The sequence below is a fragment of the Pseudoalteromonas sp. APC 3358 genome, from assembly GCF_030408075.1.
Taxonomy (GTDB): domain Bacteria; phylum Pseudomonadota; class Gammaproteobacteria; order Enterobacterales; family Alteromonadaceae; genus Pseudoalteromonas; species Pseudoalteromonas arctica.
Map to the genome: position 1 here is coordinate 24757 of NZ_JASDCE010000007.1, position 24738 is coordinate 49494.

Genomic DNA, 24738 nt, shown 5'->3' on the forward strand with positions numbered 1-24738 from the left:
GAGGAGTTACTATGTGTTCAATTTTTGGGGTATTAGATATTAAATCTGATCCCACTCAATTGCGTACCCAAGCAATTGAAATGTCAAAGCTGCTTAGACACCGTGGCCCAGATTGGTCTGGTGTATATGCATCTGAAAAAGCTATTTTAGTGCATGAGCGTTTAGCTATTGTTGGTGTATCAAGCGGTGCACAGCCTTTATACAATCCTGAAAAAACAAATATTTTGGCGGTTAACGGCGAGATTTATAATCATAAAGAACTTGCAGCAGAGCTAGATGTTGATTTTACTTTTCAAACTCAATCAGACTGTGAAGTTATTTTAGCGCTGTATAAACAAAAAGGGCCTGACTTTTTAGATGATCTAAATGGCATTTTTGCATTTTGTTTATACGACGAAGAAAATGACGCTTACTTAATTGGCCGTGACCATATTGGTATTATCCCGCTTTACACCGGTCACGACGAGCACGGTAACTTTTACGTTGCTTCTGAGCTAAAAGCACTTTCTCCAATTTGTAAGCATATTGAAGAATTTCCACCAGGGCATTACCTGTATAGCAAAGATGGCAAAATGACGCCTTATTACAAACGTGATTGGGAAACATTTGATGCAGTTAAAGATAACAGCGCAGAAGCGCAAGACGTTAAAGATGCATTAGAAGCGGCCGTTAAACGCCAATTAATGTGTGACGTGCCTTACGGTGTATTACTATCTGGTGGTTTAGACTCATCGGTTATCTCTGCTATTACCCAGCGCTTTGCTGCAAAACGTATTGAAGATAACGACGAAAGCGACGCATGGTGGCCTAAGCTGCATTCTTTTTCAGTAGGCCTTGAAGGCTCGCCTGATTTAGCGGCTGCACAAAAAGTAGCTGACATGATTGGTACTATTCACCACCCTATCATTTTTACCATTCAAGAAGGTATTGATGCATTACGTGAAGTGATTTACCACATAGAAACCTATGACGTAACAACTATTCGTGCCTCTACACCTATGTACCTAATGGCTCGCCAAATTAAAGCAATGGGCATTAAAATGGTGTTATCTGGCGAAGGTGCTGATGAGCTATTTGGTGGTTACTTATACTTCCATAAAGCCCCTAACGCACAAGAGTTTCATGAAGAGCTAAACCGTAAAGTATCAAAACTGCATATGTTTGACTGTTTACGTGCTAATAAATCAATGGCGGCATGGGGCGTAGAAGCACGTGTACCGTTTCTTGATAAAGAATTTGTTGATGTTGCTATGCGTATCAACCCTGAAGCTAAAATGTGTAAAGATGGAAAAATTGAAAAACACATTTTACGTGAAGGCTTTGAAGGTTACTTACCTGATGAAGTGCTATGGCGTCAAAAAGAGCAATTTTCAGATGGTGTTGGTTACAGCTGGATTGATACGTTAAAAGAGTTTGTAAACGAGCAAGTAAGCGATCAAGAGCTTGCAAATGCAAAGTTTAAATACCCTATTAATACACCAGATTCAAAAGAAGCTTACTACTACCGTACTATTTTTGAATCGCATTTCCCTGGTGATGCATCAGCTAAATGTGTACCGCATGGTAAATCGGTAGCGTGTTCGACTCCTGAAGCACTTGCATGGGACGCATCGTTCCAAAACAATGCAGATCCATCAGGTCGTGCTGCGGGCGTTCATAACGACGCATATGCAAGCAAAGGTTAATACTCTTTGTTTAGCGAAGCGTAAGCCTAAATGGCTTACGCTTCGCTTTATAGAGCTCACTTCCACCGAATCTGTTTTTTATAGCCCTGCACATAACTTAAAAGGCTCAAGTGCTTTAATTGTTATTTATAAAAATGGGTTAACTTCAAAAACAATGCAATATATTGCATCACAATCAACTTACCCTGCTACCGTATTTTTAAATCAAAATGAGATAACTAAACGCCATTGTAAAATTCGCTGGTTTAACCAAACGAGTGAAATTAAACGCTGTGGACATGGTACTTTAGCAGCCGCTAATTTTTTAATAGACCATTTTGGTTATTGTCCTGAAGTATTTACTTCAATGAGTAATGAGCGCTTTACTATAAGAGTAAAAAAACAACGCGCTCAGCTGTTACTAAAAAGCATAGAGCCTAAAAAAAGCGAGTTAGCTGAAGGTGAGTTAAAAAGTGTGTTTTCAGTAGCAATAAAAGCAGCCTACACTACCGCTGATAAAAACGGTTATACGGTTGTATTATTTAATGAAGAATTCGATAAAGCAGTTGAAAAAGACGATTTAAAAAGCTTACACGTTGATTTTAACGCGTTGAATAAAAACCATAAAAATGCTGTTATAGCGCTTAGTATAAAAAATATTGACAAAAAAAATGCAATAGCGCATTTTAGATACTTTGCACCCCAGTTTGGTGTAAATGAAGACAGTGCTACAGGCTCTGCGGTATCTGTTATTGCCCCCCTGCTATTTAGACTACACGGTTTAAATAAAGCCAAGCTTACACAACAATCAAATAATGGCGCATTGCTAAACTATGAGTTTAACAATGCTAAAGTTGTCATTTACTAAACATAACTTAAGTAATGCTTAAAGCGGTCTTAATAAACACAGGGCAAAATAGTTACTATCGTCTTGCCATGTTTGCTCTAACTTTAAATTAGCTTGCGCTGCAAGCTGCTTAAACGACTCGAGCGTGTACTTGTGAGAGTTTTCTGTATGGATACTTTCGCCTTCTATAAAGTCTATTTGCTGATCATTTATAATCACGCTTTGAGTACGATTACTTACTAAATGCATTTCGATACGGCTATGTTGCTCGTTAAAGCGTGACTCGTGGCTAAAGTTATCTATATTAAATGTGCCGTTTAGCTCGTTATTAATACGTTGTAGTAAATTTTTATTAAAAGCACCGGTAACTCCCGCTTTATCGTTATATGCATCAAGTAACACTTGACGCTCTTTTACTAAATCAACCCCAATTAATACATAACCATTTACACCGCATAAGCGATGGAAATTATTCATAATTTCTATGGCTTTAACTGGGGCAAAATTACCAAGAGTAGAGCCCGGAAAGTACACCAAATTAGTTTGACTGTCTAAAGCGGTGTCTTTGGTTAGCTGTTTGACCATTTGGCTATGTGTAAAGTCTCCTAATAATGGCGAAATTGCCAAATCTGGAAATAACGGCGACAAATGTGCAAGTGAATAACTGAGCATCTCCTCAGATATTTCAAACGGTACAAAGGTTTTAACGTTTGCCATATGCGCTAATAAATAGGCTACCTTTTTACCCGAGCCACAGCCGGGCTCTATAATAGAGAGGTTTTCAGGTAGCATTTGAGCAATCGACTTTGAGTGTTGCTCTAATATAGAAAGCTCAGTACGTGTAACATAATACTCTTGTAAGGTTGTTATTTGCTCAAATAATGCAGCACCTTTATCATCATAAAAATATTTACACGGAAGCGTTTTTTGTTGTTGAGTTAATCCGCTTATCACGTCGTTTAGAAATTCAGTGTCGGTTATGTTGCTTTGCTTAATCGCTGTTACTTGGCTCATACTATATCCTTAGCTAGTCTTATCCCGCTGCACATCCACGCTTGATGCGGGTAATAAAAATTACGGTATGTTTGTCGTAAATGGTTTTGAGGGGTAAACACACACCCACCACGTAACACCATTTGGTTATTCATAAATTTACCATTGTATTCCCCTGCTATTCCTTCAATAGGCTTAAAACCGGGGTATGGTAAATATGCACTGTTCGTCCATTGCCAACACGAATCAGTTAACTGATTTATTTCAGCATCACCTTTTGCTTGCTGTGGTGTTAGGTAGTGATTATTAATCTCTGTTGAAGGTGTATTTTTAGCTGCATATTCCCATTCGAACTCTGTAGGCAAGCGAGCCTTTACAAAATTAGCATAGGCACTGGCCTCAAAATAACTAACATGGCAGATCGGGGCATTTAAATTGAGAGGTTCTAATCCATAGTGTGTAAACTCAAACCACTCGTTATCTATACAATGCCAATACAATGGTTGCGTTAGAGCGTTGTTTTGTATATTTGCCCAACCGTCGCTTAACCAATACTGTGGATTGCTGTACGCGCCTGCATTTATAAACTCTAAATATTCCCCATTAGTGACCAACCTATTGGCGAAGCTAAATGGATGAATTAATACTTGGTGTTTAGGGCGCTCGTTATCGTATGCAAATTCATCGTCGGCATTTGTGCCTATATTGATAATACCTTGCTCAAAGTTTATAAAATTAAGGGGCTTAATATCAGTTGATTTGTTTTGGCTATTTAAAAACGATGTTTTATATTGCGGAAATAATGGACTTACTGAAAAGTTATATTTGATGTCCATCAGCATTAGTTCTTGATGCTGTTGCTCGTGGTGTAACCCAAGTTCAATAATATCTTTAATTTGTGGGCTAACTTCAGTTTTAAGTAATTCAACCACACAGCTATCAACATGCTCTCTGTAAGCTAGCACTTCATCTAAACTAGGCCTAGATAAACTACCTCGGTGTGCGCGCTTAAATTGCTCTCCAATACCATTGTAGTAAGAATTAAAAAGCATTCGGTAGTGAGAGTTAAACACAGTGTACTGCTTGCAATAAACACTAAGTAAAAACGTTTCAAAAAACCACGTCGTGTGCGCTAAATGCCATTTACTTGGGCTGGCATCTGCCATAGCTTGTAATTGGCAATCTTCTACAGTGAGTGGTTCAATAATAGCCAGGCTTTCGCCTCTAACGCTGCAAAAGCGTTTAACAAGTTCGTTTTGATTGGTATTGTTTAAAGCGCATTCACGCATAATAGTATTAATCCTTTGCCTATCTATTTATAAAATATAGCTTAGTGTTGTGTTAAATCATATTCATATTACAACTTGATTAAAGATGCTTATCAGCTTATAAATTTATACTAGCCCTGGAGGGAAATTTGCTCTTTACTGCTCAGTTTTTGATTATTCTCAGTGTATGTAAGCATGTAGAATAACGCAGATTTGTAACAGCACCGTTAGATTACAAACCTAGGATCGATTAAATCGCTCCTAAATAGAACAAATTTCAATCCTAAAAGGTCAACAAGCCCTAGTATTTAAGCATTAATTAAGTTGCTTAAAAGTGATCTTTTTTTACTTAACTAAGTAAATTAATACTTTTAATAGCAAACTAAATTTTAACGTTCACTGAATTTACAATTTTAGGGCTTTTTAAATAAAAGAATCATGAATTTGGCTATATAAACAGCGTTTTAAATGCAAATTCATTTACATTTAATATTTAACTCATACACTACTAGCTGTATGATCACTCTTCAAATTAGTTAGTCTTCAAATAATTATGGTATTACATTTACTTAATATTTAAAGGCTAATGTAATTCGATATGACGCCGAATTTATTTTGGCTTGTTAGGACAACTAAAGAGGTATTGCATGAAGGAAAATCATGACAAATATAGTATTGACAGTACAGACTACACTGTAGGTCAAGACAACGTACAAAAATGGGGGCTTGATATACATAACTCTGTTTTCGGCATAAGTGCCGGACTGATTGTCATTTTTTTAATCGCCATTCTTGTTACCGATCCACAAACGGCTAAATCTGCTCTTGATGGTATAAAAACAGATATTATCAATAACTTTGACGCCTTATTTATGTGGGCTGCTAATTTTTTCGTTGTTTTTTGTTTAGCGCTTATTGTTTCACCTTACGGTAACATTCGTTTAGGTGGTGATGATGCTAAACCGACTCACTCACGTATCTCATGGTTAGCTATGTTATTTGCTGCGGGAATGGGTATTGGCTTAATGTTTTGGGGCGTTGCTGAACCACTTGCTTATTATACAGGCTGGTTTGAAACACCACTGAATGTAACACCTAATACACCCGAGGCGGCAAAAGTAGCAATGGGTGCGACTATGTTTCACTGGGGCCTTCACCCTTGGGCTATTTATGCCGTTGTAGGGCTTTCGCTTGCATTTTTTACTTATAATAAAGGCTTACCACTGTCTATTCGTTCTATCTTTTATCCTATTTTAGGTGATAGAGCATGGGGCTGGCCAGGTCACCTTATCGATATTTTAGCCGTGCTTGCAACCCTGTTTGGTCTTGCTACTTCTTTAGGACTTGGGGCACAGCAAGCTTCTGCAGGTATAGACCATGTATTTGGTACCTCAGGCGGAGTTGGTTCACAAATTTTAGTCATTATAGGTGTTTCACTTTTAGCTATTGTTTCAGTAATTCGTGGGATTGATGGCGGCGTTAAAGTACTTAGTAATGCCAATATGCTAATCGCCTTAGTTTTGCTTATCTTTGTTTTTTTAGTAGGCTTTGCTGTTTCTGTAGGTAATATCCCGACTACTGTTATGGGGTATATAGAAAATATCATCCCACTAAGTAATCCTCATGGTCGTGAAGATGAAACTTGGATGCACGGGTGGACTGTATCTTATTGGGCATGGTGGATTTCTTGGTCACCGTTCGTAGGTATGTTTATCGCGCGTGTATCACGTGGTCGTACAATTCGTGAATTCTTAATTGCGGTATTGCTTGTTCCTACTGCTGTTACTATTTTATGGATGTCTATATACGGCGGAATTGCAATTGATCAAGTAATCAACGGTGTAGGTGAACTAGGTGCTAATGGCCTAACTGAAGTACCTTTAGCTATGTTCCAAATGTTTGATGCATTACCTATGGCGAACATTTTATCATTTGTAGCAATTATTTTAGTATTGGTTTTCTTTATTACTTCATCGGACTCTGGTTCTTTGGTAATTGATTCAATCACTGCCGGTGGCAAAATTGATGCTCCAGTACCACAGCGTATTTTTTGGGCTGTGACTCAAGGTGCGGTAGCCGCTGCATTACTTTGGATAGGCGGGACTGAAGCGATTCAAGCACTTCAAGCTGGCTCTGTATCAGCAGGATTACCTTTCACTATTGTATTGTTATTTATGTGTTTAAGCTTAGTTTTAGGTTTACGAACTGAGCCTCGCTCAATTAAATAATACTTTGAGTAAGTAACACTTTTACTTAGTAACAAAAGCGCCGCAATTTTTGCGGCGCTTTTTTGTTTAACTATTTAAAATCATACCAATTTGCTTAATAAAGTGATCTATTTTGTGGCAGGAAAATCGTATCGATAGTAAGGCAAAAATTTCGTTATTTAGTTATTCTAAATGAGAGATTTTTAACGCAGCTAGCGTCAGGTTTAACCCCTAAAATCATTAAAGCATTATTGCGTATTAGTATTATACCCACAACTCTGAAATTGGAGTATCTACACGGTAATGATGACTCAGTTGCGCTTGTAGGAGCTCAGCTGTAGCAAGCGCATCCGTTAAAGCATTATGGTTATTATATGGAGGTAATGAGTATCGCTCGCGGCAATCTGTTAATCTGAGCGATCCAAGTTTTGTGTTAAACAATCGACCTAATACTCCCTGCCTTGCTTTTAGTGCTCTTTTTTCTAGCTCCATTGTATCAACAAGTGCAAACTCAATACCTTCTTTAAGCCTCAGTAATAACGCATTATTTAAAAAATGGCGCTCTATTGCAGCGTAATGCACCACGACAACTTTGCCACTTAGCGCTTCAAGTAAAGGTTCAATAATTCGGTTAAAGTCAGGGGCATCATCCACCTCAGAGTGCGTTATTCCATGGATTAAAATAGATTCTTCATGCAGGTTACGTCTTGGTTGAACAACCCAATGCCGACTGTGTTTGCAATAAATACGCTTTAAATTAAACGGCACTAAGCCAACACTCACTATATCGTCGTTCTGGCTATTTAAACCTGTTGTTTCAAAGTCCATTGCTACAAAAGGCACATCTTCTACAGCGGCTTTATCTTGGTTATAAGCACCTGCATAAAAGTGTTTTAGAAGTTTATTTTCGGTGTTGTTGGCAAGCTCGTTGTATCTAGTTTGCCAATCAACTGCTTTGTAATTACGCTGATTCATAGGCTACTTCACACCAGAATTTGCTGTGTAGCTAAATTTTAAATAGCTTTGTGCTTTTTCTAAAATAGCGAATGCCTCTTTCAAGTTTCGCTGTTCAAAAGGAGACAGTAAATGTGGGTCTAAGTCGTTATCAGGCTCTTCGCCCTTCTCTATTTGCCACGCTTGATGGCGAATTCGCATCATGGCAATATACTCAAGTGAATCACGTAAATCTTGCGCTTTACCCTGCGGTAATAGCTTAGCTTCAATAATATCTTCTAATCGCTCAAACGAGTTTTGTTTACGCGAACCAATAGCTAATGCGTGTACACGTATAACATCAGAAAGTGGTGCAGTACCTCTTCGTTTTAAGTTCATTGAACGCTTATGTTGGCCGTTATGCTCCATAACAAAGCCTTTAAAAAAGCCAAGAGGTGGTGTCCTATTTCGAGCATTTGCTGCCATATTTGCTAGAAATATACGATTCACTTTACTTTGTTTCGCTATAAATATTTTAAGCTCGTCGGCCCACTTGGTTTTGCCCCACACACCGTCTAAATCAAAAAATATAGAGCTATTAAGCAGTGCTTGTGGTTTTGGCTGGGCTATCCAATCAGCAAATTGATCGAACCACTCTGAGCGAGTTTTACGCCATTTTTTAAACGACGCCATTATTTCTCCATCACAGTAGGTGTAACCACACTGCGCTAAGCCATCACACACAAAATCGGCAATATTTTGAAAGTACGCGTTATGTTTTTCATCGTCGTAACTGTCATCTAAAATTAGTGCGTTATCTTGATCAGTTACAATAAGTTGCTCGTCGCGAGCCATGGAGCCCAGTGCAATAAAACAATAAGGAACGGGAGGTGGACCAAACTTTTCTTCAGCTAATACAAGTAATCTTTGTTTAAAAGTACGTCCGATAACGGCCATGGCAGTACCAATCATGTGTGAATTTGCATCTTCGTTAACCATACGCACAAAAACATTGGGTAATTGGCGTGCATAATGCGCTAAATCCTCAATTGTTTGTTGAGCAAGTATGCCGCGTACAAGTAATAAGCTGCTTTGCGATTCGTAACGTAAAATATCAGAGAGGGAGATAACTCCTATAGGGCGTCTTTTTTGTACTACGGGTAAATGATGGAGATTATCTCTGAGCATGGCCAGTACCGCTTCAAAAATATAGTCATTAGCATCTAAAAGCACTAAGTTAGTAGACATAATCTCTTTTGCTTGTGTGTTAAAATCAAGCCCTTTAGCCACTACTTTTGAGCGTAAATCCCTATCGGTTATTATGCCAACGACTTGTCCATCATCTTCCTCAGGATCGTCGTTTATTGGTTTATTTACATCGGTTACCAAAACTGACGATACCGCCTCTTCGGTCATTAATTTAGCGATATCTTGTATTGTAGATGTTGCATCTACGGTGACTACATCTCTGTGAATTAATGATTTTACTTTAGCGGTTGTAAGGTCATTGCCATCGGCTTGTTCAACAATAGCTTGATGTAAACGCACGTTACCATCTGTTTCAAAGTAATCAGCAAACGCATCAAACTCATCACAGTAACGATTAAATAGCTCGACATTTATACAATAAACTAACGTATCTTCAAGAGCAGTTGCAGGAAAACGCACCTTACGGTTCATCAATAAACCCATTTGACCAAATATTCCTGCAATGGCCAAACGATTGTATAGCTCACCATTTCGGCGATACATTTCTACAGAACCACTTCTAATCACATACAAATCAGATATGTCTTGTCCAAAACTTAAAATGTCTGTTTTTGCTCTAAAATAAGCAACTTCTACTTGTTGAGCTAGCTCATTAAGCGCTTTTTGAGGTAAGTCATCAAAAGGAGGATGTTGTGCTAAAAATTGTGCGATTTCAACTTGTTCGGCTTGCATAAATCCCTTCCTGTATGCGCATTAAAATGACTAAATATGTTTTGCAGATTAACACTATCATCGGAGTGTGAAAACAATTACTGCACAATTTTGGGCACAAAAAAAGAGCCTAAATAGACTCTTTAAATGTAATACTTATTGTAAAAATTTATTTACCGCGCTGAGCGTCTTTTTGGGCTTTTTTGGCTTCTTTACGTTGCTGTAAAACAGCTTGTGCCTCATTACCAATATGGCCTTCGCCACGGGCTTGCGCTAATTCTATTTGCTTTTGGCGCTCCGCAAAACGTGTCCGCTGCTCGTCTGTCACTTCTTCAATACAATGGTGACAAGATACACCTTCCATGTATTCAGGCTTTAACTTTTCGTCTTCTGTAATTGGCATACGGCACGCGTGGCATTGATCATAAGAGCCTTTTTGTAAGTCGTGATCAACCGCAACGCGATTATCAAATACAAAACATTCGCCTTCCCACATGGTTTCTTCTTTTGGCACTTCTTCTAGATATTTTAAAATGCCGCCTTCAAGATGATAAACTTCATCAAAACCTTGCTCTTTCATGTAGGCCGTCGATTTTTCGCAACGGATACCACCGGTACAAAACATCGCTACTTTTTTATGTTTTTCAGGGTCTAAGTTTTCTTTAGCCCACTGTGGAAATTCGCGAAAAGTTTTAGTATTTGGATCGACTGCATTTTGAAATGTACCAATTTCAATTTCGTAATCATTACGTGTATCAATTAAAATTACTTCTGGATCAGATATAAGTGCGTTCCACTCATTTGGCTTTACATAGCTACCCACAACTTTAAGCGGATCTACGCCTTCAACGCCCATCGTTACAATTTCTTTTTTTAGTTTTACTTTAGTGCGGTAAAACGGGCATTCATCATCGTAAGATTCTTTTGTTACAATGTTTTTTAAATTTGGTTGCTCATCAAGCCATGCTAATAAGTTGTCTATCCCTTCACGTTTTGCAGAAACAGTGCCGTTTATACCTTCGGCAGCGAGTAGTAAAGTACCGCGTACTTCATTTGCTTCCATCACTTCAAGCAACGGCTTACGGATAGCTTCAAATTCAGGTAAACCAACAAATTTATACAGCGCACATACTACAAAGTGATCGCCCGTTACATTATCTTTATGAACAACAGTCATTATATTTCCTATTTTGCCTTGTTAGCCAGTATTGGCGTTTACCGAATCGTAAATCCGGCGCATATGGGGCGCGTATTTTACGCTTTTTTAGTTTAATTGCAAAAAATAGCGCTATAGATTGGTTTTTACTGTTAGCGACCTATCTGTGTAAGCTATAATGCGCTGATAAATTTATAGACTTAATTTGCTCATTTTGGAGAAACACACATTGCAGTTTACTGATCTTGGGATTGATACACGCCTTGAAACACAACTAGCACATCAAGGGATCACCCAGCCCACCGATATTCAAGCGCATGCAGTGCCTACCGCACTTGCAGGGCATGACATTTTCGCTCAGTCTAAAACTGGGTCGGGCAAAACCTTGGCGTTTTTATTACCTGCTGTACAAAGGGTTATGAAACAAAAAGCACTCAGTAAACGCGATCCTCGTGTACTTATTGTTGCTCCTACTCGTGAGCTTGCTACGCAAGTATTTACTCAGCTGCGTTTATTAATTGCAGGCACAGCCATTAAGGCCGTAAAAATACTTGGTGGTGAAAACTTTAATGACCAAATAAAAGCACTTAGAAACGACCCACAATTCGTAGTTGCTACACCAGGGCGTTTAGCTGATCACATTACAAAACGTTCATTACAATTGAGTGGACTAGAACTGCTTATTTTTGATGAAGCCGATCGTATTTTAGATTTAGGCTTTACCGAGCAGTTAAAAATGATTAACGAGCAAGCTAATCACCGTTTACGTCAAACGTTATTGTTTTCTGCAACACTTGACCATGCACAAGTAGATGCTCTATCACGTAACCTATTAAAAAAACCAAAGCAAATTACGCTAAGTGCAGCGAACGAGCAACATAGCGATATTAAACAAACTTTATATCTAGCCGATCACCTTGATCATAAAGAAGCGCTATTAGAGCACTTTTTGAATCAAGATGATGTTGGTCAATGTATTATCTTCACAGCAACACGTTCTGACACGAGTCGCTTGAGTGAAGCGCTTAATGCCAAAGGCTTCAAGTCTGTAGCGCTTGCTGGTGATTTAACACAAAATAAACGTTTAGATATAATGGATTCGTTTAGTCGCGAAAACTTTAAAATATTAATCACCACCGATGTTGCATCTCGTGGTTTAGATTTACTAAGTGTAACGCATGTTATTAACTTTGATTTACCAAAACACGCTGAAGAGTATGTACACCGCATAGGTCGTACAGGACGAGCTGGCTTTAAAGGTAACGCAATTTCATTAGTTGGCCCAAAAGATTGGGCAAGTTACTTAGCTATTAAAGCATTTTTAAATGATGAGTTAAAATTTGCGAGCGTAGAGGGCTTAAAAGCTAAGTTTAAAGGTTTAAAAGAGAAAAAGCCTGAGGCAACATGGGATAAATCTAAAGAAAAATCCGCCGCTGTTAAAAAGCCTGTATTTAAACGCAAAGCCAAACCTAAAAAGCCAACAGCACCAATTAAAGCACCAATGAACATTGATGGCGATACACCAATGCGCCGTAAAAAAAAGACTGAGCAGGAATAATTATGAGTTACCTAGGAACCACACAAACATTATTTGTAAAAGAAGTGAGTAACGAAGGTGCTTACTTAGACGGTCATGATTTAGGTGAAGTGTTTTTACCAAAACAAGAAATTAAACATGAGCTTGAAGCGGGCGATAGCATTAGTGTATTTATCTTTTTAGACAACGCTAACTTAGCAACTGCCACAACTAAAAAGCCACACGCACAAGTAGGTGAATATGCCCTGCTTCGCGTTAAAGAAATTAATAGTATTGGTGCATTTTTAGATTGGGGTCTTGAGAAAGATGTACTAACCCCGTTTAACGAACAAAAACCACGCATGCAAGAAGGTCACTCATATTTAGTTCGTTTGTACCTTGATAATGCAAGCCAACGTATTTGTGCATCAAACAACTTTAATCGCTTCCTATCTAAAGATGAGCCGCAATATACTCACTTACAAGAAGTGGATTTAATTGTTGCTGGCAAAACAGATATTGGCTACAAGGTATTAATTGAAGAATCGCATTTCGGTGTTGTTTTTTATAATATGGTATTTAAAAGCTTATTTGTGGGTCAAAAGCTTAAAGGCTTCATTCAAAAAGTACGTGAAGATGGAAAAATTGATGTTGTATTAGAAAAACCAGGTATGGGAAAAGTAAGTGACCTTGGTGAAACTATTATGCAAAAACTAAAAAATGAAGGTGGTGTTATCCCATTAGGTGATAAATCTGAACCTGAAGCAATAAAAAAGATGTTTTCTACTAGTAAAGCTAACTATAAAAAAGCAATTGGTGGATTATTCAAACAAGAGTTGATAGATATTGAAGCGAAATCCATTCGCTTAAGATCCTAATTATAAATAATAGGCTGTAATTACTAATATTATCTGTTTGTAATTAACCTAAAATATACTTATAAGGCAATGTACATTGCGTATATTGCCTTGAATAATCAAGCACTTCACCTTTTGACTCTAGGTTAAGCGGTGCCAAGCGAAAAACCTTCTTTTCGCATTCTATTTTTTTATCATCAAGCTTAGATATGCAATCAGTTACTGTTATATGCTGAGATGTAAGTGTATCCTCATTTTTGTAACACAGGTGGTGTGCATAATCTTGCATTGTTTGTTTAAAATCGAACATATTGACAGGGTAATTCGTGATTATATCTGTTACTGATGTAACATCATCATATGCTTTATTAGAAAAAAGATTTTTATTTACTGAAAAACCCGCAACAATAATAATTATAAAACCTAATAATAACTTCAAAACAAACCCCTACTACATTTCAATCCTAATAATGTAACATAAAATACACATGAGGTAAGGGCTTTTAGCACTATATTGCTGCTTTTTGTTAAATTATTCTATAGACCTATTAACATCACTAAGCACTTTTACGGGATCATCCGCCTGAGTAATAGGTCGGCCTATAACTAAATAATCACTTCCTGCATCTATTGCTTGCTTAGGAGTCATAATACGCTTTTGATCGCCAGCATCACTGCCTTCAGGACGTATACCTGGTGTTACAAGTTTAAAGTTCTCACCTAACTCTGCTTTTAAAGCTTTTGCTTCTTGTGCAGAACACACAACGCCATCAAGCCCTGCTTCCTTTGCAAGCTTAGCTAAATATATAACTTGCTCTTGAGCAGATTTATCAACGCCTAAACGCTTTAGTTCTGTTTCATCCATGCTTGTTAATACAGTAACCGCGATAAGTAATGGCGCTTTATCGCCAAATTGTTCTAGAGCCGATTTAGCTTTGCTCATCATTTCAAAACCACCAGAAGCATGAACGTTTACCATCCACACACCCATTTTCGCAGCTGCAGTAACAGCTTTAGCTACTGTATTAGGGATGTCATGAAATTTTAAATCTAGAAAAACATCAAAACCTAAATCAATTAACTCTTTAACAAATGCAGGTCCAAAATAAGTAAACATCTCTTTGCCTACTTTAAGACGACATGTATCAGGAGAAAGTTGTTTAACAAAGTTTAAAGCAACCTCTTGATCATCGTAATCTAATGCTATAAGAATTTTTTTTGAGTGTTCGAAAGACATGACTATCCTAATGTATGGCTATAATACCAATCCGCAATAATACTTAATCAATTTGAGGACCAAATCTGACGCTAACTGCGTTAAAAATTTCTTATATAGAACAATAATATTACGAAATTTTTTGCCTTGTTATCGACACAATTTTCTTACCTCAAAACAGACCACTTAATTAAGCGAATTGATATAAAGTAATTGTATAAGTAGATTTAATGCAATAGTGCTAGCTGGTAATTTGAGAGAAGGTGTAGAGAAATTTATATAGACACAACATCAAAAGATTCCAACCCAGTAAACTCTCAGTTTAATTTGCTAAAATTATCATAGTTAAATCCGATATTATTTAAGGGGTTATTAAAATCCGTCTAAGCCTCGACTTGGAACAATGGTTTCCCAATGCTTACAAGAAGGGCAATTCCAATATATGGTGTAGCTTGTAAAACCGCAATGCTGACATTGGAAATCAGGTTTTGTAGCAATATAAGAGGTTACAAGCTTATCAATTTCATTAAGTACTTCTTTAGTATTTTTATTTTGGTCACCCATTAATTGCAGTAAAAAACTGAAACCACGAATAGTAGGTTGACGTTTTAAGCTATCAGTTAGAAATTCAAAGGCTTGTTTAGTGTGTCCTTGCTCAAGCAATGCTTGGCAATGTTTTATTTTAATTAATACACCGCCCTTTTCTAACAAGTCACTGACTAATTCATGAAATTGATGCGTTAAATTTAATTGTTTATAGCTGTGAGCTAGCTCATCAATAAACAACGGCGCAAACAAAGTGAATTGTGATACAAGCTCACGCCAGTAATAAATAGCTTTAACGTAATCTTCTTTCGCGTAAGCAACTAATCCTAACTCGTAAAGCGGACGTACGGCTTTATAATTTAAGCTAATCGCTTTTCTCATTAGTTGGGGTGTGTTATCACTTAAAGCTGATTCACAATAAAAATTAGCAATCGCTTTAAATTGTTGTTCTTTTGAAAATAGTTCGCTGTGGGCTTCAAACATGTTGATGCCTTTTTCCCATTCACGGGTTTGCGAATATAAAGTAATAATAGGGTCTAGCGCTTCTACATGGCCAGCCTTAACTAACCAAACTAAGTGCTCTTCTGCACTATCTAGTAGACCAGCCATTATATAATCTTCGGCAAGTTCTAAACGGCTAGTTGCAGCTTGTTGTTCATTTAAGCCTGGGTGTTTTAATAGAAGTTCATGAATTTTAATTGCGCGGTCTAATTCACCTCTACGGCGAAACATGGTGGCAAGTGTAGAATAGTGTTCAACAGAGTCAGCTGAAACTTCAAGCAAATTAATCAAGTGCTCTAAGCCTTGGTCTTCTTCTCTGTCGAGTAGAAACTTTAAGCCTTTGCTGTATTCAGAAGTGATCTGACGATTTAGTTGATGAGCTTGGTTTTTAGCACTGTTTTTACCCATAATCCAGCCGTAACCGGCGGCAACAGGTAATAGTAAAAACAAAAGCTCAATCATAGTTAGGTGTCTTTATTCGCGGCAAGCTTTTTTTTATCTTTTTCAGGCGCTAATTGCTTTTTTAAGCGGTAGTTTTGCCACTTTAATTGTGAAAACAATTTAAAGCTAATAAAACAACCCACTAAAACACCTAATAAAAAGCAGATACTTATTATTACAGCTAAAGGTAGTGTATTACTGGCTATAATATAATTTATTTGTACTAACTGTGGGTTTTGTGACCCTAATACAAATGCACTGATGAGGCATAGCGCAACCAGAATAATTTTTAATACCTTGAACAAGTAACTACTCCACTAAGTTAACTAGGCAATACTTTCATTTACGCGGTCGCGTAATTCTTTGCCTGGTTTAAAATGAGGTACATGCTTTCCTTCAAGCTCAACTGTATCGCCAGTCTTAGGATTACGACCTGTGCGAGGAGCGCGGAAATGCAAAGAGAAACTACCAAAACCTCTGATCTCAATACGATCTGAAGTAGATAATGAGCCGGCCATTTGTTCAAGAATTTCTTTTACAGCATTCTCAACATCTTTCACTGGAACGTGTGCGTGTTGTTCCGCAAGTGTTTCTATCAGTTCTGACTTAGTCATAGCGTTTCCTTAAAAAGAGATATAGGAAGGGCAAAAAATGCCCTTCCAACTAAAAACTAATTATATATTAGTCTTTTTGTGCATTTGCGAAAGCAGCTGCCATTGCGTTTTCAAACACTGGCTCTTCTTTCTTAAGCTTCTCTAGTACTTCTTTCTCTTCTGCTTCGAAAAGAGCTTTTACAGATAAGCTTAAAGTGCGGTTCTTACGATCAACACCAACGTATTTAACTTCAATCTCGTCGCCTACAGAAACAACAGTAGTTGCATCTTCAACGCGTTCTTGAGCGATATCAGCTACACGGATGTAACCTTCAACGCCTTCGATAAGTTCAACAGTTGCGCCTTTCGCATCAACTTCAGTCACTTTACCTTTAACAATAGCACCTTTTTTGTTTGCATCAAGGTAGTTATTGAATGGGTCAGCTTCGATTTGCTTAACACCTAGAGAGATACGTTCACGCTCTGGGTCAACTTGCAATACGATAGCAGTGATTTCGTCGCCTTTCTTGAATTCACGTACAGCTTCTTCGCCAGGTGTATTCCAAGAAATGTCTGAAAGGTGTACAAGACCGTCAATACCACCGTCAAGACCGATAAAGATACCGAAGTCAGTGATTGATTTGATCTTACCAGTAACTTGATCGCCTTTGTTTTGTAGACGAGCAAATTCCTGCCAAGGATTAGCAATACATTGCTTAAGACCAAGAGAAATACGACGACGTTCTTCGTCAATTTCTAAAACCATAACTTCAACAGTGTCGCCTAAGCTAACAACTTTTGAAGGATGGATGTTTTTGTTAGTCCAATCCATTTCAGAAACGTGTACTAAACCTTCAACGCCTTCTTCGATTTCCACGAAACAGCCGTAATCTGTAAGGTTAGTAACACGACCAGAAAGTTTAGAACCTTCTGGGTAACGACCAGCGATAGCTGCCCATGGATCTTCACCAAGCTGTTTAAGGCCTAGAGATACACGAGTTTTATCTTTGTCGAATTTTAGAACTTTAACTGCGATTTCGTCGCCAACATTAACGATTTCTGAAGGGTGCTTAACACGCTTCCAAGCCATATCAGTAATGTGTAGTAGACCATCAACACCACCAAGGTCAACGAATGCACCGTAGTCAGTAAGGTTCTTAACGATACCTTTAACTTCTTGGCCTTCAACAAGGTTAGCAAGAAGCTCTTCACGTTCTTGTGAGTTTTCAGATTCGATAACTGCACGACGTGAAACAACAACGTTGTTACGTTTTTGGTCAAGCTTGATTACTTTAAATTCAAGCTCTTTGCCTTCAAGGTGAGTTGTGTCACGTACTGGACGAACATCAACAAGTGAACCAGGTAGGAAAGCACGGATTGAATCAACTTCAACTGTGAAACCGCCTTTAACTTTACCGTTGATAACACCAGTAACAGTCTCTTGCTCTTCACATGCTTTCTCAAGACGGATCCATGCTTCGTGACGCTTAGCTTTCTCACGAGAAAGAATAGTTTCACCGAAACCGTCTTCAATTGCATCTAGTGCAACATCTACTTCGTCGCCTACAGCAACTTCAAGTTCACCAGCAGCATTTTTGAACTGCTCTGCAGGGATAGCACTTTCTGATTTAAGACCAGCATCTACAAGTACAATGTTATTCTCGATAGAGATTACTGTACCTTTAACGATAGAGCCTTGCTCTGCTTCAAAACCCTTTAAGCTTTCTTCAAATAACTGCGCAAAATTTTCTGACATACGAATATACGTCTCATATATTAATACCAATAAGCAACCATGCTGCATGGGGTTGTTAAAATAGCACTGGCATCCTGCTGGCGCATAAAATGTGTTTAGCTTCGTTTAGGAAGCTTACCTTCAGAGATTGCAATATCCAATAAAGTTATTACCTTATCAAACACTTGCTGTGCATTGAGCTCGCTAGTATCAAGCTCAATAGCATCATCTGCAGGTACAAGCGGAGCAACGGCACGATTCATATCGCGCTCGTCACGAGCTTGAATGTCCTGTAATAGACCACTTAGTGTAACATCAAGACCGCGCGTATTCAACTCAACAAAGCGTCTACGAGCACGCTCTTCTGCACTTGCTGTTAAATATATTTTTAACGGCGCATCTTGAAAAACCACAGTGCCCATATCACGGCCATCGGCAATTAAGCCGTTTTCAGTGCGAAATGCACGCTGGCGACGTAATAACGCTTCACGAACGCGAGGTAATGCTGCAACTTTTGATGCTGCAGCACCTACTTCTTCATTACGAATAGTAGTGGTTACATCTTCGCCTTCTAAAATAACTTTTCCTGCATTAGTTTGGCTATCTACCAAAAACTGCACATCTAAATTTGCAGCAAGAGGGACAAGCCCTTCTTCATTGTCTAATGCAATTTGGTGATGAAGTGCAGCTAAAGATAAAACGCGATAAATCGCACCGCTATCTAATACATCCCACCCTAACTTGTCGGCTAACAAGCGACAAACAGTTCCTTTACCTGAACCACTTGGGCCATCAACGGTGATCACGGGCATTAATAACGCCTGCATTTAAAACCTCCTGCAATGCACACCTAAATAAACCGCGACATTATACGTCAGTTATTAAAATATATCTGCTATTAGTGTGTAACTTTTGTAATTACTTCTAATTAGCTTATTCACTGACTGACGCTAAAACATTGAAAAATGTAGGAAATGTTTTATAGGTACACTTTGGATCATTAATCGTTATTGGCTTTCCACCAACGGCAACCATTGCAAAACACATGGCTATACGGTGATCGTCGTAAGTGTCTATTGCTACATCGTTGAAGTGTTTAGGCGGTGTAATTTCTATAAAGTCATGCCCTTCTACCACTTCTGCACCTACTTTTCTAAGCTCAGTTGCCATCGCATATAAACGGTCTGTTTCTTTTACTCGCCAGTTATAAATGTTACGAATGGCAGTTGGGCCTTTAGCGAAAAGAGCAACAGTTGCAAGGGTCATAGCAGCATCAGGAATTGCATTAGCGTCAATATCTACGCCTTTTAATTCGCCTTTGCGAACAACTAAACGCTCATCATACCAATCGATTTTCGCGCCTACTTGCTCCATTACTTTAGCAAAGCCTATATCACCTTGAACTGATTTAGCACCCACGCCTTTAATTTCAATCTCGCCGCCAGCAATTGCAGCCGCAGCAACAAAGTAAGAAGCAGAAGATGCATCGCCTTCAACCATAATTCGTTCGAGTGATTGATACTGTTGACCACCTTTAACTTTAAAAGTTGCATAATCACTGTGTTCAACATTAACACCAAAACGTGCCATTACATCAAGCGTAATATCAATATAAGGTTTAGATACTAAAGTACCTTTAATCGTTATCGTTGTATCACCGCTAAATAATGGCGCTGCCATTAATAGAGCCGTTAAAAATTGACTTGAAATACTACCGTCAATTTCAACCTCACCACCTTTTATTTGACCACCTACAATTTTAAGTGGTGGATAGTCTTTGTGTTTTGTATAAGTAACATCACCACCAAGCGCTTGTAGAGCATCAACTAAGTGACCTATCGGACGCTCTTCCATACGTGGCTCGCCAATTAGCTCATACTCACCAGCAACGGCAGCAAGTACAGCCGTTAAAGGTCTGTAAGCAGTACCTGCATTACCTAAAAACAAGGGCTCAGTAGGTGTATTAAACACACCACCAACTCCCTCTACGGTCGCTACAGTGTGTTCATCATTTAAAGTTACATTAACACCTAATAACTTTAAAGCACCCAGCATATGGCGTATATCGTCACTATCAAGTAAGTTTTCTACAACGGTGGTACCGTTTGCCAGTGCTGCTAATAATAAAATTCTGTTCGATAGACTCTTTGAACCTGGTAGGGTTACCGTGCCATTTACTTTAGAAATAGGTTCTAAACGGAGCTGCTCCATTAGCTGTGCTCCTTTGCAAATGCAGCCATAAAATCTACAAGTGCTTGAACACCTTCAAGAGGCATAGCGTTATAAATACTTGCGCGCATACCGCCCACAATTCTGTGACCTTCAAGTGCAAGTAAACCGGCCTCGTTTGATTGAGCAACAAATTTGCTATTTAAGCTTTCATCGTTTAACCAAAATGGAACATTCATGCGTGAGCGGCAATGTTTAGCGACTATATTTGAATAAAAATCTGAGTTATCGATAAAATCATACAGTAAATTTGCTTTAGCAATATTTTGTGCTTCCATGGCTTTTACCCCACCATTGCTTTCAAGCCATTCAAACACTTCAGCCGCTAAATACCAAGCAAAGGTAGGTGGGGTATTAAACATACTGCCCTGCTTTGCTTCAAGTGCGTAATCTAAAATACCGGGCTTTGGCAAACCTTCGCGCTCAAGTAATGTTTTACGAACAATAACAATTGATATGCCTGATGGACCGATATTTTTTTGCGCACCAGCGTAAATCAAATCAAATTTATTAACGTCTATCTCACGCGATAAAATAGTTGAAGACATATCAGCAATAATCGGAGCTGTTGGGTGGCTTGGTACATCAAAAATCTCTAAGCCATCGACAGTTTCATTAGGGCAATAGTGGATGTACGCAGCGTCTTCTGGTAATTCCCAGTCAGCAACGTCTTTAATTGAAAACTCACCATCAGCATCATTACGGACATCCGTAAAAGACGTTTGAGTAAACTTATTCGCTTCATCTCTGGCGCTTTTCGACCATACGCCATTCTCGCAATAAAACGCTGTTTTGCCTTCTTGGTGTAAGTTTAATGGCACAGCACTAAACTGGCCACGACCACCACCATGCATAAACAGCACTTCAAATTCATCACTAATATTCATTAGGCGACGAAGGCTAGCTTCACATTTAGCTGTAAGCGCTAAAAACTCTTTACTACGATGGCTAATCTCCATCACAGACACACCTAGGTCTTGCCAATCTAGAAACTCTTTTTGCGCTTTTTTCATAACCGCTTGCGGAAGCATAGCTGGCCCCGCACAAAAATTATATTTACTCATTACCTTTGCCTCATTCCAGTAATTTAACTACTAAGCATGAACATTTAATACCAATCCGCTAAACCTTTAAAATTTAATGAATAATACCAATCCGCAATAATACTTAATCATTTTGCGGGGCTAAACGTGTCGCTACTTGCGTTAAAAAATTCTCATTTAGAACAACTAAATAGCGAATTTTTTGCCTAGCTATCAACACGTTTTTCCACCCTCAAAATAGATCTCTTAATTAAGCGAATTGGTATGAGTATAATTTCACACCCTATTAATTTTTTTCAACAACATTAAAAAAAGCGGCCAAGGCCGCTTTTTCAATATAAATTATTCTGAAGGAGGATTATCATCCGCTACTTCATCAATAACCGTATCTACTGTTTCAACGTCTTCAATATCAATTAAGTCACTTTCTGTAACTTCAATCTCTTCTATACGTTGTAAACCAACTACTTGCTCTCCGTCAATAGTTCTGATCAAAATAACACCTTGTGTGTTACGTCCAACCGTTGAAACTTCATTAACGCGAGTTCGTACTAAGGTACCACGATTCGAAATAATCATTATTTCATCGTTGTCATCAACTTGCACAGCACCAACAACAGCACCGTTACGTTCACTCACCTTAATTGATACAACACCTTGTGTTGCACGGCTCTTAGATGGGTAATCTTCAAGTTGTGTACGCTTACCGTAACCATTTTCAGTTACCGTTAGAATGGCACCGTCAGTTTTTGGTACAATTAACGATACTACGCGTTGCTCGTCTGGCATTTTAATACCACGAACACCTGTAGCAGTACGACCCATTGGGCGAACACCTTTGAAGCGAATCTCAGGGTTACCTTCTTCGTCTAATACTGGGTTGCCGTTTTCATCAACAACTGTTGTTTCTTCAGCTTCTTTGAAGCGTACAACTTTACCTGCATCAGTGAACAACATAATTTCGTTGCTACCATCGGTAATATCAACACCAATCAAGCTATCGCCATCATTTAAGTTAACAGCAATAATACCGCTTGCACGTTGACGACTGTAAGCCGTTAATGGTGTTTTCTTAACTGTACCGAATGCAGTTGCCATAAAGATATATTTATCTTCTGCGTACTCGCGTACTGGCAATATAGCAGTAATACGTTCATCAGCTTCAAGTGGTAACAAGTTAACAATTGGCTTACCGCGCGCTGCACGACTTGCTAGTGGTAACTGATACACTTTAAGCCAATATAAACGACCGGCCGTAGAGAAACATAAAATAGTATCGTGTGTATTTGCAACTAACAGACGTTCAATGAAATCTTCATCTTTCATCTTCGTTGCTGACTTACCTTTACCACCACGACGCTGTGCTTCGTAATCAGACAATGCCTGATACTTCACATACCCTTCGTGAGAAAGCGTTACAACAACGTTTTCTTCGGTAATTAAGTCTTCAAGGCTGATATCGTGAGCCGCTGCATTAATCTCGGTACGACGTTCGTCGCCATACTGCGCTTTAATTTCAACTAGTTCGTCACGAATAACTTCCATTAAACGCTCAGGTGTTGCCAAAATATAAAGTAGCTCAGCAATTAACTCTAACAACGCTTGATATTCAGTTAAGATTTTTTCGTGTTCAAGACCAGTCAGCTTGTGTAAACGCAAATCTAGAATTGCTTGAGCTTGTTGCTCAGAAATATAGTACTGACCGTCGCGAATACCTAAATCATCAGCAAGCCAATCTGGACGGGCTACATTATCTTCGCCTGCTTTTTCAAGCATACCTTGTACATGACCTAATTCCCACGGACGTGCAGTTAAAGCAATTTTAGCTTCAGCAGGTGTAGGTGATTTACGAATAAGCTCGATAATTGGGTCAATGTTTGCAAGCGCAATTGCTAAACCTTCAAGCGTATGAGCACGGTCACGCGCTTTGCGTAAATCAAACACGGTACGACGAGTTACTACTTCACGGCGGTGAATAATAAACTCTTCAAGCATTTCTTTTAGATTAAAACACTTAGGTTGGTTGTTAATTAATGCAACCATATTCATACCAAACACAGTTTGTAACTGAGTTTGTGAATACAAGTTATTTAAAATAACTTCGCCTACGTCACCACGTTTAATTTCAATAACGATACGCATACCGTCTTTATCTGATTCATCACGTAGTGCACTAATACCTTCAATTTTCTTATCTTTAACAAGCTCAGCAATTTTTTCAATTAAACGGGCTTTATTAACTTGATAAGGAATTTCGTGAACGATAATTGTTTCACGGCCTGTTTTTTCATCGGTTTCGACGTCGGCGCGTGCACGCATGTACACTTTACCACGGCCAGTTAAATAGGCTTGTTCAATGCCTTTTTTACCGTTGATAATTGCAGCCGTTGGGAAATCAGGACCAGGAATATAATCCATTAACTCTAAAATAGTTAAATCAGGATTTTGAATAAGTGCCAAACAACCGTTCACAACTTCAGTTAAGTTATGTGGTGGTATATTTGTAGCCATACCTACTGCAATACCCGACGAACCATTCACTAATAAATTAGGGACTTTCGTAGGTAACACGTCAGGGATGAACTCAGTGCCGTCGTAGTTAGGAACGAAATCAACCGTTTCTTTTTCAAGATCGGCTAATAACTCATGCGACATTTTTGCCATACGTACTTCTGTATAACGCATTGCCGCTGCTGAATCACCATCAACCGAACCGAAGTTACCTTGGCCATCTACAAGCATATAACGTAGTGAGAATGGCTGAGCCATACGAACTATCGTATCATAAACTGCACTGTCGCCGTGTGGATGGTATTTACCGATTACGTCACCGACCACACGGGCCGATTTTTTGTAAGGCTTGTTCCAGTCATTACTAAGCTCGTTCATTGCAAACAAAACGCGGCGATGAACAGGTTTTAAGCCGTCACGTACGTCTGGTAATGCACGTCCTACTATTACGCTCATTGCGTAATCTAAGTAGGAGTTTTTTAACTCGTCTTCAATATTGACTGGCAGAATTTCATTGGCGAGATCAGTCATTTGATATCACATTCCTTCAGTATCAGCTCTC

The 24738-nt window shown here is 38.6% G+C and carries 20 protein-coding genes; 5 read left to right on the top strand and 15 right to left on the bottom strand.

Annotated elements, in window-relative coordinates:
* Nucleotides 1–11: 11 nt before the first annotated feature.
* Nucleotides 12–1685: an asparagine synthase B gene (gene asnB / locus QL995_RS12160; RefSeq protein WP_010552851.1), complete on the top strand. Its 1674-nt coding sequence runs from the start codon at nucleotides 12–14 to the stop codon at nucleotides 1683–1685.
* Entirely contained in the window at nucleotides 1669–2532 is an 864-nt protein-coding gene (locus QL995_RS12165) for a PhzF family phenazine biosynthesis protein (protein WP_290294263.1), read from the top strand. The genes asnB and QL995_RS12165 overlap by 17 nt, the downstream gene beginning before the upstream one ends.
* Nucleotides 2533–2550: 18 nt before the next feature.
* Here QL995_RS12165 and egtD read toward each other — a convergent pair whose 3' ends face one another.
* Nucleotides 2551–3525 (bottom strand): L-histidine N(alpha)-methyltransferase, encoded by a 975-nt coding sequence (gene egtD / locus QL995_RS12170; RefSeq protein WP_197151496.1) that lies wholly within the window; start codon nucleotides 3523–3525, stop codon nucleotides 2551–2553.
* Nucleotides 3522–4793, bottom strand: coding sequence for an ergothioneine biosynthesis protein EgtB (egtB, locus tag QL995_RS12175; protein WP_290294264.1), 1272 nt, complete (start codon nucleotides 4791–4793; stop codon nucleotides 3522–3524). The genes egtD and egtB overlap by 4 nt, the downstream gene beginning before the upstream one ends.
* 626 nt (nucleotides 4794–5419) lie before the next feature.
* On the opposite strand from egtB, the gene QL995_RS12180 reads away from it, so the two are divergent.
* Complete coding sequence (locus QL995_RS12180; RefSeq protein WP_007583074.1) at nucleotides 5420–7000, top strand: BCCT family transporter; 1581 nt, start codon at nucleotides 5420–5422, stop codon at nucleotides 6998–7000.
* Nucleotides 7001–7243: 243 nt separating this feature from the next.
* Here QL995_RS12180 and QL995_RS12185 read toward each other — a convergent pair whose 3' ends face one another.
* The 3 genes from QL995_RS12185 to QL995_RS12195 form a co-directional block, all read right to left on the bottom strand.
* On the bottom strand, nucleotides 7244–7954 hold the full coding sequence (locus QL995_RS12185; RefSeq protein WP_290294265.1) for a 3'-5' exonuclease: 711 nt from the start codon (nucleotides 7952–7954) through the stop codon (nucleotides 7244–7246).
* Nucleotides 7955–7957: 3 nt separating this feature from the next.
* Nucleotides 7958–9853, bottom strand: coding sequence for a DUF294 nucleotidyltransferase-like domain-containing protein (locus tag QL995_RS12190; RefSeq protein ID WP_007583071.1), 1896 nt, complete (start codon nucleotides 9851–9853; stop codon nucleotides 7958–7960).
* A 148-nt stretch (nucleotides 9854–10001) separates the two neighbouring features.
* Nucleotides 10002–11009 carry a rhodanese-related sulfurtransferase gene (locus QL995_RS12195; RefSeq protein ID WP_007583069.1) on the bottom strand — a complete coding sequence of 336 codons (1008 nt, stop codon included), beginning with the start codon at nucleotides 11007–11009 and terminating at the stop codon, nucleotides 10002–10004.
* A gap of 208 nt (nucleotides 11010–11217) precedes the next feature.
* Here QL995_RS12195 and QL995_RS12200 point away from each other — a divergent pair, with 208 nt between their 5' ends.
* Both QL995_RS12200 and QL995_RS12205 read left to right on the top strand, forming a co-directional pair.
* Entirely contained in the window at nucleotides 11218–12546 is a 1329-nt protein-coding gene (locus QL995_RS12200) for a DEAD/DEAH box helicase (RefSeq protein WP_007583068.1), read from the top strand.
* A 2-nt stretch (nucleotides 12547–12548) separates the two neighbouring features.
* Nucleotides 12549–13382, top strand: coding sequence for a S1-like domain-containing RNA-binding protein (locus QL995_RS12205; protein WP_024590152.1), 834 nt, complete (start codon nucleotides 12549–12551; stop codon nucleotides 13380–13382).
* A 43-nt stretch (nucleotides 13383–13425) separates the two neighbouring features.
* Here the strand turns inward: QL995_RS12205 and QL995_RS12210 are convergent, their stop codons facing one another.
* From QL995_RS12210 to gyrA, 10 genes are all read right to left on the bottom strand, one after another.
* The gene (locus QL995_RS12210; RefSeq protein ID WP_007583062.1) at nucleotides 13426–13800 is read right to left on the bottom strand and encodes a hypothetical protein; all 375 of its coding nucleotides are present in this window, start codon (nucleotides 13798–13800) and stop codon (nucleotides 13426–13428) included.
* A 93-nt stretch (nucleotides 13801–13893) separates the two neighbouring features.
* Nucleotides 13894–14598: an orotidine-5'-phosphate decarboxylase gene (gene pyrF / locus QL995_RS12215; protein ID WP_165725806.1), complete on the bottom strand. Its 705-nt coding sequence runs from the start codon at nucleotides 14596–14598 to the stop codon at nucleotides 13894–13896.
* Between the two features lie 351 nt (nucleotides 14599–14949).
* The gene (gene lapB / locus QL995_RS12220; RefSeq protein WP_010552858.1) at nucleotides 14950–16086 is read right to left on the bottom strand and encodes a lipopolysaccharide assembly protein LapB; all 1137 of its coding nucleotides are present in this window, start codon (nucleotides 16084–16086) and stop codon (nucleotides 14950–14952) included.
* A gap of 2 nt (nucleotides 16087–16088) precedes the next feature.
* A complete protein-coding gene (locus tag QL995_RS12225) occupies nucleotides 16089–16370 on the bottom strand; it encodes a LapA family protein (protein ID WP_007583056.1) in 282 nt (93 codons plus the stop codon).
* Nucleotides 16371–16391: 21 nt separating this feature from the next.
* Nucleotides 16392–16679, bottom strand: coding sequence for an integration host factor subunit beta (ihfB, locus tag QL995_RS12230; RefSeq protein WP_007583054.1), 288 nt, complete (start codon nucleotides 16677–16679; stop codon nucleotides 16392–16394).
* Between the two features lie 67 nt (nucleotides 16680–16746).
* On the bottom strand, nucleotides 16747–18414 hold the full coding sequence (rpsA, locus tag QL995_RS12235) for a 30S ribosomal protein S1 (protein ID WP_002961176.1): 1668 nt from the start codon (nucleotides 18412–18414) through the stop codon (nucleotides 16747–16749).
* Between the two features lie 95 nt (nucleotides 18415–18509).
* The gene (gene cmk, locus QL995_RS12240) at nucleotides 18510–19220 is read right to left on the bottom strand and encodes a (d)CMP kinase (protein WP_007583052.1); all 711 of its coding nucleotides are present in this window, start codon (nucleotides 19218–19220) and stop codon (nucleotides 18510–18512) included.
* A 106-nt stretch (nucleotides 19221–19326) separates the two neighbouring features.
* The gene (aroA, locus tag QL995_RS12245; protein ID WP_024590150.1) at nucleotides 19327–20604 is read right to left on the bottom strand and encodes a 3-phosphoshikimate 1-carboxyvinyltransferase; all 1278 of its coding nucleotides are present in this window, start codon (nucleotides 20602–20604) and stop codon (nucleotides 19327–19329) included.
* Nucleotides 20604–21686, bottom strand: coding sequence for a 3-phosphoserine/phosphohydroxythreonine transaminase (gene serC, locus QL995_RS12250; protein ID WP_010552860.1), 1083 nt, complete (start codon nucleotides 21684–21686; stop codon nucleotides 20604–20606). Before serC ends, aroA begins: the two co-directional genes overlap by 1 nt.
* Before the next feature lie 321 nt (nucleotides 21687–22007).
* Nucleotides 22008–24707: a DNA topoisomerase (ATP-hydrolyzing) subunit A gene (gene gyrA / locus QL995_RS12255; RefSeq protein WP_007583046.1), complete on the bottom strand. Its 2700-nt coding sequence runs from the start codon at nucleotides 24705–24707 to the stop codon at nucleotides 22008–22010.
* Between the last annotated feature and the right edge of the window lie 31 nt (nucleotides 24708–24738).